Source organism: Coriobacteriaceae bacterium (assembly GCA_025992705.1).
Taxonomy (GTDB): Bacteria; Actinomycetota; Coriobacteriia; order Coriobacteriales; family QAMH01; genus QAMH01.
The window spans coordinates 1,258,551-1,274,424 of the sequence record DAJPGJ010000001.1 but is presented as its reverse complement, the minus strand read 5'-3'; the positions used below and the strand labels follow the sequence as shown (position 1 = coordinate 1,274,424).

Below are 15,874 nucleotides of genomic sequence, written 5' to 3'. Positions count from 1 at the left end.
CGCTGTCCGCGTGTCATCACCATGACGCTCGTGCTACTATCAGCTGAAGATGATTGTCAAAACTATCGCAAGGGAGCCAGCGATGGCATTTGTCGAGTTCAGAGACGTGCGCAAGATCTACCAGATGGGCGAGACGCAGGTATGCGCCGCCGATGGCCTGAACTTCGACATAGACGAGGGCGAGCTCGCCTGCATAGTCGGCCCTTCCGGCTCGGGGAAGACCACGCTGCTCAATATGCTCGGCGGTATGGATACGTGCACCTCGGGCACCATCAAGCTCGCCGATCGTGTCGTGAGCTCCTTCACCGAGAAGGAGCTCGTCCAATATCGTCGTCATGAGATTGGCTTCGTCTTCCAGTTCTACAACCTCGTTCAGAATCTCACGGCGCTCGAAAACGTCGAGCTCGCGGCGCAAATCTGCGATGACCCGCTACCAGCCGACGAGGCACTCGCCATGGTCGGACTTTCCAAGCGCATGGACAACTTTCCGGCGCAGCTCTCCGGTGGCGAGCAGCAGCGCGTCGCGATTGCCCGTGCCCTTGCCAAGAATCCCAAGCTTCTGCTCTGCGACGAGCCGACGGGTGCGCTCGACTACCAGACGGGAAAGGCCATCTTGCAACTTTTGCAGGATGCCTCGACCGTACATGGCCGTACGGTCGTGCTCATCACACATAATACCGCCTTCAAGCCCATTGCCCATCGGGTCATTCACATCCACGAGGGCAAGGTTGCCTCCGTCGAGCTGAGTGACGCTCCGAGCTCCGCTGCTTCGATCGAGTGGTAGGGGAGTGCATGTAGACGGCTATGGCAAGCGCATTCAACAAGGAAGTTCGCCGGTCCATCACGCATTCCGTGGGACGCTTCCTGGCGATTGCCATCATTTCGGCGCTCGGCTGCGGCTTTTTCGCCGGTCTGCTCATGACCTCGATCGACATGAACATCTCGGCAGATGAGTTCTATGACGCGACGAATGCGAGCGACCTATACGTGACGGGTACGCTCGGCCTCGATGATGCCGACCTTGACGCCATTGCGCGGGTCGAAGGGGTGCGTAGCGTCGAGCCGGTACGCATGGCCGACGCATACGCCATGCATGATGACGAGAAGTACGTCATGCGCTTCAATAGCATCGACCTCGACGCGGCGCGTAGCTCGGATACGTCTGATGGCATGCATGCCATCAGCGATGATGAGGGGTACATCAACCGCCCCATATTGGTCGAAGGAAACTGGCCTACGGGGCCGGGCGAATGCGTCGTCGCAGCTGACGCCGTGCTCGACGAGCCCATGCAGGTTGGCGATGTCATCGAGATCGTCGGTGGATCGGGGGACATTGTGGATACCTTCGCACGCACGCAGTTTGTGATCACGGGCCTTGTGCGCTCGCCGTATTACCTCATGACCTCCAACTTTGGTTCCTCAGAGCTCGGGTCTGGCGATGTTGACAGCTATGTCTTCGTTGCTCCTGAAGCATATGCGGAGGATTTCCCCTATACGGGGGCCTTCGTCACGGTAACGGGCGCTGCCGACGAACTGTATCCAGGCGATGGCTATGACTCGATTGTCGATGCGCTTGTCGCACGTCTCGAGAGCATGAGCCTCGATTTCCGGGTCGCACGCCTCTCGGCAGTGCAGGCCGACGCCCAAGCCGAGCTCGACGATGCCCGTGCCGAATACGATCGCGAGTATGCTTCGGCAATGTCTCAGCTCGATGATGCCGCTTCCCAGCTTGATTCTGCCAAGGTCCAGCTGGACGATGCGGCCTCCACGCTCGCCAGCAGCCGTAACGAGCTCGATGCCGCGAAGCACGAACTTGCCGAAGGTACGGTTCAGCTCGAGGCAGCCAAACGCGAGCTTGACGCGCAACAGGAAAAGGTCGATGCAGGCATGCACGAGTACGAGACGCAGGCAGCTGCGCTAGCGGCGGCGCGCTCCGAGGCCGAAGCGCGCTTTGCGAATGCCCAGGCGCAGGTCGATCAGATTCCCGACCCAGCGCAACGTGCCCATGCCCAGGCAGCGCTCGATGCCGAGCGCACGCAGACAGAAGCGCAGCTTGCCGCTGGCGAGCGCGAACTCTCTGCAGTCAAGGCACAGCTCGACGCGGGAGCCGCCCAACTCGTCGCCGGCAAGGCACAATACGAAGAGGCGCTTCGCCAGGCAGATGCCGGTCGGTCGGCTTACGATGAGGGCGAAGCGGCATATGCGCGTGGCCAAGCCGAGTACGAAAGTGGCCGCGCAGAATACGAAAGCGGGCTTGCGGCCTATCGTACGAATCGCGAAAACGCCCTGCGCGAGCTCGCTGACGCGAAGACGCAACTCGATGAGGCCCAGGCCGACATCGATGCCATCGAACTTCCGGATTTCTACGTACTCGATCGTGGCAAAAACGTGGGCATGGCGGGACATGAGGCCGATGCAAGCCGTATCGACCAGATCGCACGCGTGTTCCCACTCATCTTCTTCCTCGTGGCAGCGCTTGTCTCGCTCACGACGATGACGCGCATGGTGGAAGAGGAGCGCATGCTCATCGGCACCTATAAAGCGCTCGGCTATGGCAATGCGCGCATATGTTCCAAGTACCTCATATATGCATTGCTTGCCAGTGGCATGGGAAGCATCGTCGGCATACTCCTGCTTTCACAGGCGTTGCCCCAGCTCATCATGAACTCGTACGCCATCATCTACGCACTGCCCATCAGTTCCTCTCCCATCGATGTCCCCATTGCGCTGTTTGCCTTCGCCTTGAGCGTGGGCATCACCTTGCTGGCAACCTTGTTCGCCGTGCTTTCCTCGCTGCGCGAACGCCCCGCGCTCCTTATGCTGCCGCGCGCGCCCAAGGCCGGCAAGCGCATCTTGCTCGAGCGCGTTGGGCCCATCTGGCGCAGGCTCTCGTTTTCGAGCAAGGTTACGACACGCAACCTCTTCCGCTACAAGCGACGCTTCTTCATGGCCGTCATCGGCATCGCCGGTTGCACGGCGCTCCTGCTCACGGGTCTAGGCCTGCGCGATGGCATCAACGACATCATCGAGAAGCAGTTCGGGCAGATCCAGCACTTCAACTTGGAGATCACGACGAATGCGGAGCAGGACTCCCATAACGCGTCCATCGTCGAGGAGACTCTCGCTAATTCGGATATCGTGACCGACACGATGCAAATCGGGCGTGAAAACGCCATCGTCACGCGGGAGGGCGCCGATAAGGACATCCGCGCAGCGCTCGTCGTACCAGCCGATCTCGAACGTTTCGACGCGTTCTACACGTTGCGCGAACGTGTTGGCCATGCGCCGCTCACGCTTGGCGAGACGGGGGCTGTCGTTACCGAGAAACTCGCAAGCGAGCTTGGCATCTCCGTTGGCGACACGATCGAGATCTACGATCAAAGCATGGTCGGGGAGCGCGAGGGCGTAGCGCACGAGGTCACCGTATCCGGCATTGCCGAGTACTACACCGGCCAGGGTATTTTCATGTCACCTGCATCCTATGCGGCCGTCATGGGCACGCCATGCGATTTCGCCGAGACCATCTGCATGGCATACGCTCCGCTTGACCAGCGCACGGCGCTTGCCAACGAGCTGCTCGACGTCGGTGGCGTCGAGGTCGTGAGCTTCTACGATGAGGTTATCGAGACCTATCGTACGATGCTGCGCACCGTCAATGCCGTGGTCTGGGTGCTCATCATCGCGGCCGCGTTGCTCGCCTTCGTGGTGCTCTACAACCTGACGAACATCAACATCAACGAGCGCATGCGCGAAATCGCGACGCTCAAGGTGCTCGGCTTCACACCGCGCGAGACCAACGACTACATCTTCCGCGAGACCATTCTGCTCACCATCATCGGCGCGCTAATCGGCTGCGTGCTGGGCATTGGCATGGAGAGCTTCGTCGTGGTGACGGCAGAGGTCGACGAGATGATGTTCGGTCGCGACATACACCTCTTGAGTTTCGTGATCGCCTTCGCGCTCACGATCGTGTTCTCGATTATCGTCTCGCTCGCCATGCGCCCCAAGATTAGGGCCATCGACATGGTCGAGAGCCTCAAGTCGGTCGACTAGGCCCTACATCGGGATTTGGCGCACGACGCGCTGGTAACGCGTGGCACGAGCGGCGCCAACCTTCTCGATGGAGTGCTCCTTTTGCATCTTCTGCAGAATGCGCTCGAGCGTCTTTTGGCTCATCATCGGGTTGGACTCGAGAATCTCGATCTTGCTCACCGGCTCGTCGATGGACTGGAAGTACTGCCTGATGGTCTTCTCGTTGCTGCCGCGCACGCTCAAGGCGGAGGTGCGGTCGGTGAGGTCCTCGTAGCACTTGAGAATGACATCGAGCATGTACTCGACGAAGGGCGTGTAGTCGTTCTCGCCGGTCTCCCAGCCCTGGGCGCTTTCCTTCATGGTGCCGAAGTAATCGTCCTGGGTTGCCTCAAGCTCCGAGTCGATGGAGACGTAGCGACCGACGGTGAAGTCGATCTTGTCGAACATGAGCGATGCGAGCAGGCGCGACATGCGGCCCGTACCCTCGTCGAAGGGATAGATGCAGACGAAATCGAGCAGGAAGATGATGCTCGCCAGCAGGGGACTGTAGGTCTTCTCACGCAAGGCGTTGCTATAGGCATTGCAGAGCTCGCGCATCATGGCCGGCACATCCGGCGCACTCACGAGGTCGGTGCGGATGCCGTGATATTTGACCGGGCCATCCGATGGCATGAAGCTCGTCTGGCCATACGATGCCGCGCGGGCGCGATCGCCACCACGCCACTTGCCGACGCTCTTCACGTCATCGGCGTAGCGGAAGAGGTCGCTGTGCAGCTGGAGGATAATGGCCGGAGATATGCGCAGCGTGGAGTAGCTGTTGTCGATGGTCTCGAGTACGGATCGATAGCCGAGCACGGCCTTGTCGGCATCCGTGTTGGCTCGCTCCTTGCCGTCGAGCAGCTCGCGCAAATGCTTCTCGGTCACCTTGATGCCCTCGAGGCGGCATGAGGCGCCCGCATCGCGCGTCTTGGCGATTTCGTTGAGCTTCTCGAGCGTGTCCTGACCCGTGACGGACGCGATGGGCAGAATGCCCTTGCCCTCGTGAATTTGGGTGAGCGTCGCGACGATGCTGGGGGTGAAGAGCTTTTGCAGGGTGGCGTTGTAATCTAAATCGCGCATATCGAGGCCGTTTCTATTGAATGACGGACAAATACATAAAACTGACCAAATTATATAACCTCATGTCGATTTGGACAAATAGACTTTTTCTCAGAAGGTGCGTGGCAAATCGTTTCGTCCGAGTACAATGGGCAGCATGCATAATTCGGGTGCCTGTACGAGGGAGACCAGAATGGAACCGACGACAAACCGTGGGACGCGTTACGATGACGCCGATCACGTTGAGCTGCGGACGAATGACCAAAACGCCACGCAGGATATGAGCGAGAAGAGCTTCTTTGATGCCGAGGAATATCTCGAGAGCTTCTCGGCGCTCGGGACGAGCATGGCCCAGGGTCGCGATCTCAAGAAGAAACGCAAGGCGCTTGACGAGTACAAAAAGACGCTCGCCACGCTCAAACAGGCCTACGATGACCGTGTGAACATCGCGCTCAATCACGAGTCAATACTCGTCGACCAGGAGCACATTATCGCGGCGACCAACTCCGATATCGAACGCGCCACGCGTAATCGTGAGGATATCGAGGCCAAGATCGCCGAGGCCAACGATGACCTTGCCGATCTCAAGCGCAGGCAGGCGAAGGAACGTCGTCCGCTCGAGGACGAGCTCGACCTGCGCAACGCCGAGCTTGCCTCGGCAAAAGACGAGCTCAAGCAGGTGAAGGCCCAGCGCGACTCCCTCGATCTCTTCGATGCGGACTCGCCTGCGGTTGCCTCGACGGAAGCGGCTCACGATGCCGTGGTCGACAAGGTCAACGGCAAACTCGAAGCTGCCAAGGCCGCGCAACGCAGCGCCCAGAAGGCTCTCGATGCACGTGAGAAAGAGGAGCGCTCCAAGCAGAAGCGCGCGCTCGACGGCATCAAGCATCTCAACGGCGACAAGGAGAAGGCGGAAAAGCGCATCGAGGAGCTTGAGAAGCGCCTTGCCGCCGCCCATGAGCGCGTTAGCTTTTGCGAGTACGTTATCGAGCATCCCGAGGAAACCGAGGCCATGGCCGCGCGCATCGAGGAGAACGAGAGGACGGCGGCTGCGATGGAAGCGCAGGTCAGCAGTCTCGAGTCCAAACATGCGCTTAGCAAGGCGGCATCGGGGAAGGCGCGCGCCGTCGTCATCGTCGCGGCAATCGCCTTCGTCATCTTCATAATCTTCCTTCTTGTCATCTCGAACCGATAGGAGCAATCTCATGGCGTATCTTCCCGTCGCACAGGAAACCACCTGGCAGCAGTCCGACAGCATCGACCTGGCCAAGACGGCCGTGCTTGTCGTTGACGTGCTCGGAGGGTCGAATCCCGTCCTGCCCGTCCTCGAGGAGATGGTGTCGAACAGCGCCGCCATTACGAAAGCCGCACGTGCGGCGGGCGTTCCGGTCGTGTTTGTTGACGATGCGCATATTCCCGGCCTGGATCGTGAGCTCGAGCTGTGGGGCGAGCACGGCATCGTCGACACCGAGGACGCGCAGCCCGCGGCAGCGCTTGAGCCGTGCGCGAGCGATTACATCATCCCGAAGCGTCGTTACGATGGCTTCTTCCAGACCGACCTTGACCTGACCTTGCGCGAGCTTGGCGTTGACACGCTCATCGTCGTAGGCGCGGATACCAACATCTGCGTGCTCCAGACGCTGGCAGGGGCATACTTCCGCGGCTACAAGACCGTCGTTGCCGCCGATGCGACGGCCACCTTCCTCATCGGCACGCAGGAATATGCCCTCGACTACTTCTCACGTTGCTATGACTCGCGCGTGGTCGATACCGCTCGCGTGCTCGCGTATCTTGCCGACTAGATGAGCGCCCGCAACAGCCAGGGACGGGGGACGCTTCCCATCATCGGCATCGTGCCAACGCAGATGCCCGAAGATCACATCTTCCGCGTGAATGACCACTACATCAACTCCATCGTGCTTTCCGGTGGCGTGCCGCTCATATTTCCGCTTTCGCAAGACCGTCGAGTCTACGAGCGCCTATTGCCCATCGTCGATGGCTTCGTGCTCACGGGCGGCCAGGACGTTGACCCGGAGCGCTACGGAGTTTCGCCGGATGCCGATGACTACGAGAAGCTTGGCGAAATCACGCCGCTGCGCGATACCGTCGAGGAGCTCATTCTCGATTTCGCGCATCGCTTCGACGTGCCGACGCTCGGCATTTGCCGGGGCATGCAGACCATGAACGTGCACTATGGCGGGACACTTTATGTCGATTTGCCCGCTCAGTACGATGGCGTTGATTCCCTTACGCGAAAGCCCATCCTGCATTGGCAGGTCGAGGAGCCGACAGAGGCGGCCCATTACATCGACGTAAAGCGCGGATCGCGCCTGCATGGCATACTCGGAGCGGACTCTTCGGCAGCGAACTCGTTTCATCACCAGGGCGTGCGCATGGTTGCCGATGGCTTCATGCCGGTTGCATATGCATCGGATGGCCTCATCGAAGCCATCGAGGCCATCGACAAGACCTTCATGCTCGGAGTGCAATGGCATCCCGAGTTTTTCCTCGGCGAGAAGCACATGGGAAACCTCTTCAATGCGCTCGTCGAGGAGGCGGTCCGGGCACGCATGAGCGGACGCCTGGATGCAGACGCCCAACGGGAGTTTTTCTCGCGCTAGCTAAAGCTCGTCTTTGTCAAGCGCGACGAGGGCTTCGACGAGCTCGGGCCTCATGCGCCAGATGTAATCGCCTGGGCGATTGTCCGTCTCGTTGGCATTGCGCCCGATGAACATGATTGGCCACCATGAACCCTTGAAGTTACCGCGCTCCATCTCGCGTGCGACATTGCGCGCGTAGGTGCGTAGAAGGCTGCTGTAGTATTCGCGATCGTGCAGGAACTGGTTAGCGAGCTCCTCGGTAGTGACCTCGTCGCCGTTTTCGTGGATAAACTTGAGCACCTTGATGATTTCCGGCGTGGTGAGTTCCTCATCGTTGAGGATGGTGATCCACTGGTGGATGCTCATGTCTGGATCGTAGTCGATTGCGTAGGGCCACCAAGCCGAATCGTCGGCAGCCTTGTAGGAACGCGCCGCAATCTCGAAGAAGGGCTCATCGCACACGGCGGCGACTTCCTTGAGGAGGCGTACGTAGCGTGCTCCCTTCATCACGATGGGGGTGTTGATGCCGAATTGGCCATGGAGGTATTCACGGCTCTTCTCGCCGAAGGGAAGGTAGAACGTGGGGCGCATCCAATAGAGGGTGCGCGTGAGGCGTGCCTTCGTGATGCCATCTTGCTTGTGGACCGTGTCGAAGAGCTCGCAGAACTTCGCGAACGTCTCCTCGTCGCGCTCGCCTTGGTCGGCAAACGCAAGGGCGGTCTCGAAGAGGCGCCAGCAATCGTCCACGCCCTGGTCCGAGTCATCGAAGTACTGCCAGTGTTCCTGGTTGGAGCAAGGAATGCCGATGAAATCATGGGGTAGGGGGGCGTCTACGCCAAAGCGCTGCATGATGGTCTCGATCGCGCTCCTGCGGTCGACCTCGATCATGGAACGATTGAAGGCGGTGAAGAACGTGAAGGGGTCGATGTTGGTTCGCTCGTCATCGCCCGTGATCTCGGCAAAGACGCTCAGAATCTCGCCTCGGTTGTACTTGCGCGCAAGGAGCGCGTCAGCGATTGCCTCGTATGCGGGAATCCAGGTGAAAAGTTCTTGTGACACGGTTCACGTCCTTTACAGTGGCTCGCGAATGATAAAATCTAAGCAATAATTTTATCGCGAACCCGGGTGCGGGCATAGAACCAATTACCTGGCTGGTACAAAGCGACAGCCTCGATGAGCAAACGGCTTCACGACGAAGAGCAAGGAGGACCACCATGGATATGTCGACTCTCAAGTCCATGCAGGATGCCGCAGTCGCCATCGGCTCGGCTACCAAGTACATCGGTGCCGCCAATCTCGAACTGGGGAAAGTCGCCCTTCCCGCCATGAAGTCTGCGGCGGGCAATGTCCCCAAGCTTGTCGAGAAGACCTTCGACCAGGCACGTCATGGCTCAAGCAACGAGGAACGTCGCCATGCCGCAGCCGTCATCGGCGTGGGCGTCGTTGTCGTCTCGGCATTGACCGTCGCGACTTTTGCCCACTTCTCCCATAGAATTCGCAAGTCGCGTGCCCTACGTGCCCAAAAACGCCAGGTCGCCGCTGCCCTTGCGCGCGAGAAGCAGATAGACGAGACCATCGCCTCGGCCGTTGCCCTGCGTCCGGCTGCGGCTCTCGAGAAAGACACTCCCGGCGATGACCTCGCCTTTGCGAAGGAACCCGGTTGCTTTGCCATTCTCACCTACGAGCCCGACGTTGCCGCCGATGATCCCGGTGCCTATCGTGACGTCTACGTGGGGGCCGCTGCCTCCATGCTCGAGGGCATGCGCAAGCAGCTCGATGGCAAGGGCAATCTCTACGTGCATGCGGACATGAGCTACGAGCTTCCCGTATACGTGGCTTTCTTCCCCTGCGATGAGTCCAAGTTGCTCGAAGAGCGCGCCAAGCTCATCAAGGCACTCGGTGCGAAGGACTCGTACAACATGGTCGCCTCGGCAACCGAGCTCGATTAGGGGGACGCAACAACATGTCACAAGCCACGCGCGAGGCCGAGGGTCTCACCTTGCTCGGCAACCAGCACACCCAGTACGCGCAAGACTATGACCCCAGTTTGCTCGAGACCTTCGAGAACAAGCACCCCGGTCACGACTACATGGTCACGTTTCGCTGTCCGGAGTTCACGACGCTGTGCCCCATTACCGGCCAGCCCGATTTCGCAACGCTCTACATCAACTACGTCCCAGACGAGCGCATGGTCGAGAGCAAGAGCCTCAAGCTCTATCTCTTCTCCTTCCGCAACCACGGCGACTTTCACGAAGACGTCGTGAACGTGATCATGAAGGACCTCGTCGCGCTCATGAACCCCAAGTACATCGAGGTGCGTGGCATGTTCTATCCGCGCGGCGGCATCTCCATCTACCCGTTTGCCAATTGGGCGCGTCCTGGCGCGGGCTACGAGCAGATTGCCACCGAGCGCATGTTCTCGCAGCTCTCGGACCTCGACTCGGGAGACGGCGCACGCGGATAGTGTCTCTTGGCGCGTCTCCCCGTTGTCACTTCGACCGAAGGCGCGAAGCGCCGAAGTGGAGAAATCTCACCACCGCTACTGTCATTTCGACCGAGCGAAACGGATCTCTCTTGTCATTTCGACCGAAGGCGCGAAGCGCCGAAGTGGAGAAATCTCACCACCTTCCGCCTCAATGCCATAGTCAACGTAAGGGAGCGCGGAAGGCACCTCTCGCCTCGACGGTCGCTCCCCGACAGCCCGCTTCGCGGTCTTTACGGCTCGCTCCCTTGGACCTCGGCTCGATGCGCCTTTCGCGCTATTCTGTCATTTCGACCGGAGCGAGCTTAGCGAGCGAAGTCGAGAAATCTCTCATGCGCTTACACAAGCGTCAGCCGTTTGTTGCATGACTCTTCTTCCCACCGCAAAAGGTATCTTTCAGCTGATAAAATACGTGGTACCACACTGTCGAATCCCTATGGGGAGTCGCGAACCAACTGAATAGTCACCAGTTGTTAATTGTGAACAAGTTGCCAGAAGGGCATCTGCCTTTTCGAGCTTGTTTGCAGTTGACCATTTTGGTCCGCGACTTCTCGGCAGTGTGGTAGCTGTGGTGGATGTCCTTCTCACAATCATGACTCCACTGTAGTTATCACTAATATGGCGCTTTGCGCCCAGCTGCCGTGGAGGTCGTTATGGATGTTGGCTCGATTGGATCGTTTGGCAAGCGATTACCCTCCTGTCTTCTCTCAGTTACTCTTGTTGCCACCCTGTGTCCAGCCTTTGCGCTGGCCGAAGGCCCTGGTGGCTTTACTGCCCAGTCAGGTGAGATCACGCGCGCGGCTTGGGTGGCGCGTCTGGTGGATACCTTTGACGTGACAGTGGCAGATGCCGACGAGTATCCGGAGGATTATTTTCCGGATGTCACGAGCTCTCACGCAAACTACACGGCAATCATGATGGCAACGGATTTTGGCATCATTGACGTTGCAGGTGGTGACAATTTTGATCCCGATGGTTATGTGACCCGCGACTTTGCAGCCCAAACGCTCAACTACTGCTTGGGCTTCATGCTGGAGGAAGGCGAGACGTACACCTATTCGGATAGTGCGGATGCTACCCACCCTGACGACCTCCAGATTGCCGTCAATCGCGGATGGTTTGCTCTTGCGGACGGCAAGGTCAATCCAAATGCATTCATTTCGGCAGGTGAAGCGGATGCGATGATTGGCGATGGTGCCGAGGTGTGGCATTCGAGTGATGACGTGACATCGGTTGAGGACAACATCGTCCTTGCCGATGACGTGAAGGTTGTTCCCGCGACGACGGAAGTGAACATTGCCGAGGACACGAGCTCGGTTACGATTTCGAATTGTCCTGTCACCTTGGCAAGTGGAGATAAGTTTGCGGTGTATATCGGCGACTTACCCATGGTCTATAAGGCGGTTGGCATTTCCATAGAAGGTACGACGACTGTCATATCCACTGAAGATGTCGAGGCAAGCGAGGGCTACAAAAGTCTCGTGTATGGCGAGGAAGAAGAGCTCGACCTGTCTGATTTCGAGGAATCCGAAGGCATTGAGACGCAGATGTTCGCCAACATCGATGAGGCTGCCGCAAGCGGGCTTGATACCGGCGGTATCACTGTCCAAAGCTTGCAGACGCAGGGAGTTTCCTATGACAAAGGCACGCTTAAGTATTCGGCAAAAGCCGGTCCGTGCTCGGTAACGGGTGCCATAGCTGGCATCAAGGTAAAGACAAGCGCAAATTTGGTAAGCAACAAATACTATGTTTCCATCTCGGGCACCGCGTCGCTCACGGCTGAAGCAAAGGGTTCGATTCAAACTCAGGTGCCTCTTGGAGCCGTGTGGGTTGCGGGGTTTAGTTCCACGTTCAGCGTCTTTGCCAGTGCGGAAGGAAAACTCAGCAAGACAGTTTCCGCCAACTTCGAAGTTGGCATGCAATATGATCCGGCAAACAAATTTCGCATGGTCAAGAAGTTCAAGAAAAACAAACCTGGCATCACGGCTACCGCCACAGCACGTTTCGGGTTCGATATCTCATCTAGCGTCGGTGCGCCCGGTATATCGGCGACTGTTGGTGCAGGATTCGGTTTTGAGGCGAACTACGTCCAAGACACCTACGTTGGTAGTACGCCCAGAACCTGTCAGGACATGGAGGCGCATCTTTATGCCGAAGGGTATGCGGGGGCAACCTTTGGCATACGACCGTTCTCAAAGTCGTTTACGAAGCGTGTCGAAATATGGAATGCCCACAACAGCCCCGTGCGCATGCATCGTCATGTGGAGGATGGCAAGACGGTCTCGAGTTGTACGAGGGGCAAGAAATACACCTACGGATCATGGAGAATGGGGTCTTATGGCTCCAAGTATGGCTATTTATTGAACGGAATGTCAGAAAGCGGCAGTGGCTGGGGCTATAACGATGCCGGCGAATGGGTGGAGTACGCAACCTACGAGTACGATCTAGATGATGTAGGCAACGCCACCATCACCAAATATCATGGGAACACGAGGGCGCTCATCATTCCCGACGAGCTCGATGGACATAAGGTCGTTGGGATTGGGAGTAACTCATTCAAGTCGAATGCATATTTGATGACTGTTCAGATCCCCGACTCGGTCACCTCAATGGGCGACTTCGCCTTCGCCTACTGCCCGGCGCTCTCGTCGGTGAACTTGCCCGCTTCGCTTAAGACGCTGGGGGCAGCCGCGTTCCGCGACGACGACGCGATAGCGTCCGTCACCGTGCCGGCTTCCCTGGAGAGCTGCGGGGATTTCGTGTCTTATGGCGGGCCGTTCAACGAATGCGACGGGCTGAAGGAGGTCAGGTTCGAGCGGGGGACCACGCGCGTTGCCTACAACCTGCTGAGCGACTGCACCGGGATCGAGTCCATCGCGGTGCCCGAGGGCGTCACCGTCATCGAGGGCGGCGCATTCGACAACTGCCCGAGGCTGGCATCGGTCTCGCTTCCCTCGACGCTCACCGAGATAGGGGCGAACGCCTTCCGCGGCTGCGCGAGTCTGGCCACCATCAAGATCCCCGACTCGGTCACCTCAATGGGCGACTTCGCCTTCGCCTACTGCCCGGCGCTCTCGTCGGTGAACTTGCCCGCTTCGCTTAAGACGCTGGGGGCAGCCGCGTTCCGCGACGACGACGCGATAGCGTCCGTCACCGTGCCGGCTTCCCTGGAGAGCTGCGGGGATTTCGTGTCTTATGGCGGGCCGTTCAACGAATGCGACGGGCTGAAGGAGGTCAGGTTCGAGCGGGGGACCACGCGCGTTGCCTACAACCTGCTGAGCGACTGCACCGGGATCGAGTCCATCGCGGTGCCCGAGGGCGTCACCGTCATCGAGGGCGGCGCATTCGACAACTGCCCGAGGCTGGCATCGGTCTCGCTTCCCTCGACGCTCACCGAGATAGGGGCGAACGCCTTCCGCGGCTGCGCGAGTCTGGCCACCATCAAGATCCCCGACTCGGTCACCTCAATGGGCGAATATGTATTTGCAAGGTGCACTTCATTAAAAACGATGACGATCAATCAGGGCCAAAAAAATCTCCCTGCCAACACATTCCAAGGCTGTACGAGTCTGACGAGCGTATCGTTGCCCAACTCACTGACTGCTATCCGTAACGGAGCATTTGATAGCTGCAAGTCGTTGGCGAGCATCTCAATTCCGCCAGACGTGGACACTATCGAATCCGGTGCTTTCAGGGACTGTGATGCGCTCAAGAAAATCGTACTGCCCAATAGCATCACAAGTCTGGGTACTCAGGCCTTCTACGATTGTGACGCGCTCACGGATGTGACGCTCAGCACGGCTCTCACGGAGATTCCGTCGGAGACCTTCCGTCACTGCGATTCACTCGCGTCGATCGTTCTTCCGTATCAAGTCGCCAAGATTGGAAATAACGCTTTTGCCGAGTGCACCAAGCTCACCGGCATCACCATCCCCAAGGCAACGACTTCGATTGCGGATAGCGCATTTAGCTATCCGGCAAAGATGACCGTGTATGGCGAGGCGGGTTCCGCTGCCCAGACCTGGGCACAAAGCAAGGGCGCCAAGTTCGTCCTCAACATTAAGCCCGCTGCGAGCGTCAAGCTTTCCGAGAGCAATATCTCGATGCTCAAGGGCGAAAGCAAGACCTTGGGTGCCGACATACAGCCGCTCGACTTCACGGGCAACGTCGTGTGGAAATCCTCCGACGCCAATGTTGCCACCGTGGATGCAAACGGCAAAGTCAAGGCTGTGGGCGCGGGCGCTGCGACGATTACGCTTGCGGTGGGGGAGAAATCTGCCACCTGCAAAGTCACCGTTTCGCAGCCTGTTACGAGCATATCTCTGAATAAGAGTTCAGCTTCCCTTGAAAGCGGTGAGACCGTGCAGCTCACGGCTTCAGTGTATCCAAGCGATGCCAATAACAAGGGGATTACCTGGACTACATCCAATGCCTCAATCGCCACGGTTGACCAAAGCGGTAAGGTGACGGCGTTGAAGAAGGGAAGTGCCACCATAACAGCCACGGCCAAGGACGGCAGCGGTCGTTCGCGTAGCTGCGAGGTCACCGTCATAAACAACGTCGTGACGGCGACAGCCGTGTCCCAGTTGGAGAGCTCGCATCCCTATTCGAACGATTCACAGGACGCCTGGGTCTATTCGATTCCTGGTGCCAGCTCCCTCGTGCTGCAGTTTGATGGGCGTACGAACGTCGAGCAGGGTAGCGACTATATCCGTATTTATGATGCAAGTGGCAAGCTTGTAAGCTCGTGGACTGGCTCCGAGTTGGCTGGCAAGAGTGTGACCGTTTCCGGTGATACGGCGAAGATCAAGCTGATCACCGATGCGGCGCTGACTGGCTGGGGCTTCAAGGTGACGAGTGTCCAGAAGGGGAGCAGCAAGCCGACCGAACCCGAGCAACCCTCCAAGCCAACGCAGCCTACGACTCCCGAGCAACCTTCGAAGCCGTCCGAACCTGTTAATCCTGAGCAGCCATCTAAGCCGGCAGATCCTGCAACTCCGGAACAGCCATCGAATCCCCAGCAGCCGTCAGAACCTTCGAACCCGTCGGAGACGCCTACTGAGTCACAGATAATGTACCGTCTCTACAATCCCAATTCCGGTGAGCATTTCTACACCGCCAGCGAGTTCGAGCGCGATGCGATTGCCGCCGCAGGCTGGGATTACGAGGGTACTGCTTGGACAGCTCCCGTGGAGTCGAACGCGCCGGTCTACCGTCTGTATTCGGGTACTGACCACCATTACACGACCTCGGCTTTCGAGCGTGATGCGCTCGTCGAGGCGGGTTGGAGCTACGAGGGGATAGGCTGGTACTCCGATGATACCCAGACGGTTGGTCTGCATCGCCTGTTCAACCCCTACGTTGACCCCACTGCGCCGACCAACAACTCCGGAAGCCATCATTACACTACGAGTGACGTTGAGCGTGACCATCTCGTGAGCATTGGCTGGAACTACGAGGACATTGGCTGGTACGGAATGTAGGGTGCTGGCCTAATCACTTGTTCGAAAGTTCATCTAAGGGAGGGTGCCTGTTTCATGCAAGCGCTCTCCCTTTTCCGTTAGATGTGGCGTGCGAAACAAAGCCGAGGTTCAAGGGAGCGCGCCGTAAGGACCGCGAAGCGGGCCGTCGGGAAGCGACCGTCGAGGCGAGTTTCGCACGC

Annotated in this window: 10 protein-coding genes; 8 read left to right on the top strand and 2 right to left on the bottom strand. The window is 58.5% G+C overall.

Annotated features, from left to right (window positions below):
* Window positions 1–82 precede the first annotated feature (82 nt).
* Together OIM11_05770 and OIM11_05765 are read left to right on the top strand one after the other, a co-directional pair.
* Window positions 83–784 carry an ABC transporter ATP-binding protein gene (locus OIM11_05770; protein ID HJJ00630.1) on the top strand — a complete coding sequence of 234 codons (702 nt, stop codon included), beginning with the start codon at window positions 83–85 and terminating at the stop codon, window positions 782–784.
* Window positions 785–804: 20 nt separating this feature from the next.
* Window positions 805–4,053, top strand: a complete 3,249-nt coding sequence (locus tag OIM11_05765; protein HJJ00629.1) for an FtsX-like permease family protein — start codon at window positions 805–807, stop codon at window positions 4,051–4,053.
* A gap of 3 nt (window positions 4,054–4,056) precedes the next feature.
* Here the strand turns inward: OIM11_05765 and OIM11_05760 are convergent, their stop codons facing one another.
* Window positions 4,057–5,151: a Fic family protein gene (locus OIM11_05760; GenBank protein ID HJJ00628.1), complete on the bottom strand. Its 1,095-nt coding sequence runs from the start codon at window positions 5,149–5,151 to the stop codon at window positions 4,057–4,059.
* A 172-nt stretch (window positions 5,152–5,323) separates the two neighbouring features.
* Between OIM11_05760 and OIM11_05755 the strand changes: the two genes are divergently transcribed.
* From OIM11_05755 to OIM11_05745, 3 genes are read left to right on the top strand one after another with little or no spacing between them, the layout of a single operon-like run.
* The gene (locus OIM11_05755) at window positions 5,324–6,325 is read left to right on the top strand and encodes a hypothetical protein (protein ID HJJ00627.1); all 1,002 of its coding nucleotides are present in this window, start codon (window positions 5,324–5,326) and stop codon (window positions 6,323–6,325) included.
* Between the two features lie 10 nt (window positions 6,326–6,335).
* On the top strand, window positions 6,336–6,932 hold the full coding sequence (locus OIM11_05750) for a cysteine hydrolase (protein ID HJJ00626.1): 597 nt from the start codon (window positions 6,336–6,338) through the stop codon (window positions 6,930–6,932).
* Window positions 6,933–7,751, top strand: coding sequence for a gamma-glutamyl-gamma-aminobutyrate hydrolase family protein (locus OIM11_05745; protein HJJ00625.1), 819 nt, complete (start codon window positions 6,933–6,935; stop codon window positions 7,749–7,751). It abuts the gene before it with no gap.
* Here the strand turns inward: OIM11_05745 and OIM11_05740 are convergent, their stop codons facing one another.
* The gene (locus OIM11_05740; GenBank protein HJJ00624.1) at window positions 7,752–8,789 is read right to left on the bottom strand and encodes a hypothetical protein; all 1,038 of its coding nucleotides are present in this window, start codon (window positions 8,787–8,789) and stop codon (window positions 7,752–7,754) included.
* Between the two features lie 155 nt (window positions 8,790–8,944).
* Between OIM11_05740 and OIM11_05735 the strand changes: the two genes are divergently transcribed.
* From OIM11_05735 to OIM11_05725, 3 genes are all read left to right on the top strand, one after another.
* Window positions 8,945–9,679, top strand: coding sequence for a hypothetical protein (locus OIM11_05735; GenBank protein ID HJJ00623.1), 735 nt, complete (start codon window positions 8,945–8,947; stop codon window positions 9,677–9,679).
* A 14-nt stretch (window positions 9,680–9,693) separates the two neighbouring features.
* A complete protein-coding gene (queF, locus tag OIM11_05730) occupies window positions 9,694–10,194 on the top strand; it encodes a preQ(1) synthase (GenBank protein HJJ00622.1) in 501 nt (166 codons plus the stop codon).
* Between the two features lie 671 nt (window positions 10,195–10,865).
* Window positions 10,866–15,695 (top strand): leucine-rich repeat protein, encoded by a 4,830-nt coding sequence (locus tag OIM11_05725; GenBank protein ID HJJ00621.1) that lies wholly within the window; start codon window positions 10,866–10,868, stop codon window positions 15,693–15,695.
* Window positions 15,696–15,874: the final 179 nt, after the last annotated feature.

What these genes read in the sequence shown, in the direction of transcription:
- OIM11_05770 (HJJ00630.1), top strand. Translation starts at nt 83, where the DNA reads ATGGCATTTGTCGAGTTCAGAGACGTGCGCAAGATCTACCAGATGGGC.
- OIM11_05765 (HJJ00629.1), top strand. Translation starts at nt 805, where the DNA reads ATGGCAAGCGCATTCAACAAGGAAGTTCGCCGGTCCATCACGCATTCC.
- OIM11_05760 (HJJ00628.1), bottom strand. Translation starts at nt 5,151, where the DNA reads ATGCGCGATTTAGATTACAACGCCACCCTGCAAAAGCTCTTCACCCCC.
- OIM11_05755 (HJJ00627.1), top strand. Translation starts at nt 5,324, where the DNA reads ATGGAACCGACGACAAACCGTGGGACGCGTTACGATGACGCCGATCAC.
- OIM11_05750 (HJJ00626.1), top strand. Translation starts at nt 6,336, where the DNA reads ATGGCGTATCTTCCCGTCGCACAGGAAACCACCTGGCAGCAGTCCGAC.
- OIM11_05745 (HJJ00625.1), top strand. Translation starts at nt 6,933, where the DNA reads ATGAGCGCCCGCAACAGCCAGGGACGGGGGACGCTTCCCATCATCGGC.
- OIM11_05735 (HJJ00623.1), top strand. Translation starts at nt 8,945, where the DNA reads ATGGATATGTCGACTCTCAAGTCCATGCAGGATGCCGCAGTCGCCATC.
- queF (HJJ00622.1), top strand. Translation starts at nt 9,694, where the DNA reads ATGTCACAAGCCACGCGCGAGGCCGAGGGTCTCACCTTGCTCGGCAAC.
- OIM11_05725 (HJJ00621.1), top strand. Translation starts at nt 10,866, where the DNA reads ATGGATGTTGGCTCGATTGGATCGTTTGGCAAGCGATTACCCTCCTGT.